6 protein-coding genes are annotated in these 5,298 nt (G+C 56.3%); 5 read left to right on the top strand and 1 reads right to left on the bottom strand.

Features of this window, described 5'->3' with window-relative positions:
* The 4 genes from ABX962_RS29375 to ABX962_RS29360 form a co-directional block, all read left to right on the top strand.
* On the top strand, positions 1-802 hold an 802-nt coding region (locus ABX962_RS29375), incomplete at its 5' end, for a ketoacyl-ACP synthase III (RefSeq protein WP_372724850.1).
* 269 nt (positions 803-1,071) lie between these two features.
* On the top strand, positions 1,072-1,752 hold the full coding sequence (locus ABX962_RS29370) for a YqgE/AlgH family protein (protein WP_372724848.1): 681 nt from the start codon (positions 1,072-1,074) through the stop codon (positions 1,750-1,752).
* A 121-nt stretch (positions 1,753-1,873) separates the two neighbouring features.
* Positions 1,874-2,608 (top strand): metallophosphoesterase family protein, encoded by a 735-nt coding sequence (locus ABX962_RS29365; protein WP_372724846.1) that lies wholly within the window; start codon positions 1,874-1,876, stop codon positions 2,606-2,608.
* 242 nt (positions 2,609-2,850) lie between these two features.
* Positions 2,851-3,078, top strand: coding sequence for a GntR family transcriptional regulator (locus ABX962_RS29360; RefSeq protein ID WP_372724845.1), 228 nt, complete (start codon positions 2,851-2,853; stop codon positions 3,076-3,078).
* Between the two features lie 55 nt (positions 3,079-3,133).
* Here ABX962_RS29360 and ABX962_RS29355 read toward each other — a convergent pair whose 3' ends face one another.
* The gene (locus tag ABX962_RS29355) at positions 3,134-4,054 is read right to left on the bottom strand and encodes an RluA family pseudouridine synthase (protein ID WP_372724843.1); all 921 of its coding nucleotides are present in this window, start codon (positions 4,052-4,054) and stop codon (positions 3,134-3,136) included.
* A gap of 308 nt (positions 4,055-4,362) precedes the next feature.
* Between ABX962_RS29355 and ABX962_RS29350 the strand changes: the two genes are divergently transcribed.
* Positions 4,363-5,298: Gfo/Idh/MocA family protein (locus tag ABX962_RS29350; RefSeq protein WP_372724841.1), on the top strand; the 936-nt coding region annotated here is incomplete at its 3' end.

Below are 5,298 nucleotides of genomic sequence, written 5' to 3'. Positions count from 1 at the left end.
TGCGATTGATCCTCAATCAATCGACTTCGTGATGCTCTGCACCCAGACGCCGGATTACCCGCTGCCAACCACCTGCTGCTTGATCCAAGATCGGCTCGGCTTACCCACTCGCTGCGGCGCCCTCGATTTCAATCTGGGCTGCAGCGGCTTTGTGTACGGCCTGGCGATGGCCGACGGACTGATCCAAAGCGGAGTCGCCAAAAACATCCTTCTGCTGACAGCGGAAACGTACAGCAAATACATTGACGCCGACGATCGCAGCCTGCGAACGATCTTTGGCGATGGTGCAGCGGCGACGCTGGTGACCGCCAGTGAAGAAAAATCGCTGTGGGGATTCCAGTTTGGTAGCGATGGCAGCGGCGGAGACATGCTGATTGTCGGCGACGGTGGCAGCCGGCCAAGCGAAGACGCGATCAAGCCACGACACCGCAAACGCTGGAAAAGCCGCCTCTACATGGACGGACCGAGTCTAATCAATTTCACGGTCGAAGCGGTTCCGCGATTGATCGGAGAAATCCTGTCCGATAACGGGCTGACCGATGCCGATATCGATCGCTATCTGATGCACCAAGCGACCTGGAAAATGCTCGACCAACTTCGCGGGCGTATGGACGTCGCCCCCGAACGAATCCCTATCGAACTTGCCGATGTGGGCAACACCGTCTCATCAACATTGCCGATTTTGATCGATCGACTTCGAAGTCGCGGCGAATTGAAGCCAGAATCGGTTAATATGCTGGTAGGATTCGGAGTGGGATTGTCTTGGGCCGGCGGGCTTTGGCGAGACGTCTACGCGACCTAAAATGACAAGTGAGCGGGGGGCACGGCAAACGCACTCGAACTGACACTCGAACTGACACTCGGCGGCCAGACGCTATCGCCAAGCCGCTGCGATGACCCTGCTCAATACCGCCACCTCCAATTTTGCCGACTTGAATGCGATCTGCGGTGCAACTTGCCAACGCTGCACCGCTCCCTGCTCCCTGCTTCCTCAGCAGGGCGCCATGAAATGCCCGTTTTTTTCAATACCCTTGCGACCTGCTCGCTTGTCGCAAAACGGAGAAATCCACGATGCCAGAAAATCTTTCAGGGCGACTACTGATTGCGTCACCGTATTTGGGCGATGGGAATTTCCTCCGTTCGGTCATCTTTATTGTTCGGCATGATCCCGAGGGCGCCTTCGGGCTCGCGATCAACCGGCCCACCGAAAACCGATTTCGAGACGTCGTAGCACTCAGCACCACCGCAGGAGGCGAACCCCGCGAGGACGACTTTATCTACCGGGGCGGCCCCGTCGAAGGCCCGCTGCTGGCACTGCACAACCTAGCTGGGATTGGCGATCCCTGCGGCCCCGTCTCTTTGGCTGATCCGAGTTCGCCGCTCGGACCCGGAGAATCGGTCACCGGCGGAGCCAAGTTTACGATCGAAGACCACCCCGCCGACCCGTTCGGAAGCATGTCGATCGACCTGGGGAATCCGCCCGCCTGGATCACCGGCGACGACGACCACCTACGAATTCTGCTCCATCGCCGCGACGCCAAGGTGCGGTACATTGCCAACTACAGCGGCTGGGGCCCCCAACAGCTCGACGAAGAACTACGAGTCGGAGGCTGGTTGGTCGGCAAGCCCGATAGCGATATCCTGTTTGGCGACGCAGACAAATCCTGGGAATTGGCTGTTCGCCGATGCGGCCACGACATTCTCCACTCGATGGCCCCCGGCGTGCACTTCGGTGACCCTAATTTGAATTGAGCGTCGTTTCGATCGGATTTGCTGGAATTTTTCGCTGCGGAATCACTCTAATTTGGGTGCTCACAGCGGCCATCCAACCTGAGCGTATGACTGAAATTGATCCTATCCTCGAGCCTCCTCAATGCGACAATTTGCGATCGGTGATATCCATGGATGTGCCAAGGCACTCAGGTCACTGATCGAGACAATTGCCCCCACTGCGGATGACGAACTGATCTTCCTGGGCGATTACATTGACCGCGGCCCTGACAGCAAAAACGTGATCGACCAGATCCTGGAACTGCAAAACCGCTGTCGCGTGATCGCCCTACGAGGCAACCACGAGATCATGTTAATGGGGGTCACCGCAGGACTCGACGATACCATCTGGCGAAACAGTGGCGGCCACGCGACGCTGGCCAGCTATGGCGGTTCACTGCAAAAGATTCCCGACGATCACATCGACTTCTTTCGCTCGCTTCGAGCATTTTACGAAGTCGAAGAATCAATCTTTGTTCACGCGAATTACGTGCACAGCGTTGCAATGCCGCTGCAAGACGAAGCGACGATGTTCTGGAAGCATCTCGACTTTCCGTTGCCGCTACCGCACTGCAGCGGCAAACGCGTCTTCCTCGGCCACACGCCTCAGCCCGGAGGCAACGTATTGGACTCGGGCTACTTTGTCTGCATCGACACCTACTGTTTTGGCGGTGGCTACCTAACCGCGATCGAACCCTCGACCGGCGAAACAATCCAAACCGATCGCCACGGCCACGCACGCCGAACACCGATGCGAACGATTGCGGATCGATTCGGCAGGGCGACCCGTTTTCTGGGAAACAAAATCCAATCGATCAAGCGTCCCAAGTCGCGATAATTCTTTTTCGCTGCGATTTCGCCGCTTCGCGGACCACCAAAGTGGCGTCACCAAAGTGGCGTCATCACGATCGATTCGCCGCACGTTGGCGAATCACTTCAGGGCTGCCCCCAAAAGCGACGGGCCGGGCCCAAAAGCGACGGGGCGGGTCAAAAAACTCGCAAAAATAAAACTTGCTTCTCCAGCACGCAGCGTCTATCGCACTACAGGCCGCAGTACAGCAGGTCAGTTCGAGAGGCTCGATGTTCACCATACAAATTACGACCGGCCGTGACGCTCCCATCTTTCGGCAGATTGTCGAACAGATTCGAGCGGCGACCGCTGGCGGAAAACTTCGTACCGGGGATCCGCTGCCGAGTGTCCGTGGATTGGTAATCAATCACAACACGGTCGCAAGAGCTTATCTGCTTTTTTTCCGAACCAGAACTGGGATCGCTGGTACAGAAGCAATTCGCAAAAGTGATGAGTGATCCCAAGGAAAGTCATCATGAGTGATACAGCAGCTCCGGCGATTTCAGCGACGGATCAGCGGGCAGCGTTGACGAATTTCTGGATTGCCGATGGCAGCGGCGACTCGAACTGAACCTCCTCGCCCGTCACGGGATGGGTAAACGCCAACGAGCGAGCGTGCAAGGCGATTCGTTTGCGAACCCAAAATGGATGCGATGCTCGTTTCGCTTGATAGCGAGGATCTCCCAAAACCGGGTGACCGGCGTCAGCAAACTGAACGCGGATCTGGTTTCGCTTTCCCGTTTCCAACTGAACTTCGACCAACGTGGTATCGGCCATCCGCCGGACGACGCGAAAGTGCGTGATCGCCGTCTCGGTATCACGCGATGGCTTGGTCACGTAGCGACCCAAATTGCTGCCGGTCGCCGGATGGGAATGGTAGGTCCCTTCATCGTCTGCAATCACTCCGGCCACAATCGCAGTGTAGACCCGCTGAGGCTTTCGCTGTTTGAATTGCTCGATCAACTGCTTCGCAATCGCTTCGTGCTTTCCGAAAACCAACAACCCGCTGACTTCGCGATCAAGCCGATGGACGACACACGCTTCCTTTTGGCTTCGCGAATGGCTGAGGTAAATCGAGATGCGGTCGACCAACGAATTCGGCTCTCCATTGTCCGTCGGCACCGTCAGCGTGCCAGCCGCCTTGTCGACCACGATCAGGTGCTCGTCTTCAAACACGACACTAAACGTGCGATCGTCCCAGGTTCGTTTCTTTTCACGATAGCGTTGGTGTGGATCAAACCGCAACGAAACCACGTCACCGACCTTCACCGAACCCGCAATCCCTTTGCAAGGATGCCCGTTCACGGAAACGCAACCGTGATCAAACATCCCCCGCACCTGGCTGCGAGAAACCCCCGCCAAATCACGGACGATCAAATCGATCCGCCCCGCCTTCTCTTCGTCGACAGTCAATGAAAGCGTTTTAATCGGCATAAGAAAATCAGAGTCAAAACAAGAAGGCTAGGAAACGGATATGGACGTAAAAATGGAAAAACACCTTCGCAGGCATCCCAAGCTCCGTATTATCACTGGCAAACGCGACTTTCGCCAGGACGCTGCTCGAACGACTAGCGAGAAGCCACCCCCTACTGGTTTGCCTGCCGCTTTACTCGATGCTTTTCGACTGCCATGCTTTTAAATCGCTACGGCGGGATTGCCATGCTTGGATTGCCTGGCACCGCGAACCACGTTTTTACTTGAAACCGTTTTTTTTTCTACCACACATTAGCAACGAGACATTGATGAAAACGATTCGCTGGGGCCTGATTGGATGTGGCGACGTTTCGCGAAAACGAGTCGCGCAAGCCATCCTCGACGCTCCGGGCAACGAGCTCGTAGCCGCCTGCCGACGCGATCCCGTCCGCTTGAACGAATTTTGCGACTCGCTCTCGATCGCTCGCCGCTACACCGATGCCCGCGAATTGATGAACGACGCCGACGTCGATGCCGTCTATATCGCCACGCCGGTGCGAGCACACCTGCCCCAAACTCAAATGGCTGCGAGATGCGGAAAACATGTGTTGGTCGAAAAACCGATGGGCATGGACGTCGCCCAGTGCGACGAAATGATTGACGCTTGCAGCAAGGCGGATGTCAAACTTGGTGTCGCCTACTATCGACGGTTTTATCCCATCATCGATCGCATCGAAACGCTGCTAAAAAGCAATGCAATTGGCACTCCGATGGCGATTTCCGCGGTCACGGCCACGCCACTTGCGATGCAGTCGGGCGATGAAGGTTATTGGCGAACAACGATGGCTGAAAGTGGCGGTGGAGCGTTAATGGATGTCGGCAGCCACCGCATCAACGTTTTCCTGCACCTGTTCGGGCCAATCGCAGAGGTTAAATCGATTTGCGGGACCGTCGCGGCCGACTACGAAGTCGAAGACACCGCGACCGTATTACTGCGTTTTCAGCGGGGACCGATCGGAACGCTACAATGCCATTTTGGTGCCGAAGATCCTGATGAATTTACGATTATCGGTACGCGAGGACGACTGCGAGCATGCCCGCTGAACGGTGACAAGCTGATCATCGAAATCGACGGCAAAGAAACCATCGAAACGTTGCCACCCGCGGCCAATTTTTGCGAACCGCTGATCGCCGATTTCGCCGATGCGATACGCAACGATCGCCCCCCTCGCGTTGACGGAAACGAAGGTCGTGAGACAAACGTC

The sequence above is a fragment of the Novipirellula sp. genome (assembly GCF_041583735.1).
GTDB lineage: Bacteria > Planctomycetota > Planctomycetia > Pirellulales > Pirellulaceae > Novipirellula.
This window is presented reverse-complemented; position numbering and strand designations above follow the sequence as displayed.

Excerpts from the sequence above, each read along its gene's own strand:
- ABX962_RS29370 (WP_372724848.1), top strand. The coding sequence starts at position 1,072 with ATGCCAGAAAATCTTTCAGGGCGACTACTGATTGCGTCACCGTATTTG.
- ABX962_RS29365 (WP_372724846.1), top strand. The coding sequence starts at position 1,874 with ATGCGACAATTTGCGATCGGTGATATCCATGGATGTGCCAAGGCACTC.
- ABX962_RS29360 (WP_372724845.1), top strand. The coding sequence starts at position 2,851 with ATGTTCACCATACAAATTACGACCGGCCGTGACGCTCCCATCTTTCGG.
- ABX962_RS29355 (WP_372724843.1), bottom strand. The coding sequence starts at position 4,054 with ATGCCGATTAAAACGCTTTCATTGACTGTCGACGAAGAGAAGGCGGGG.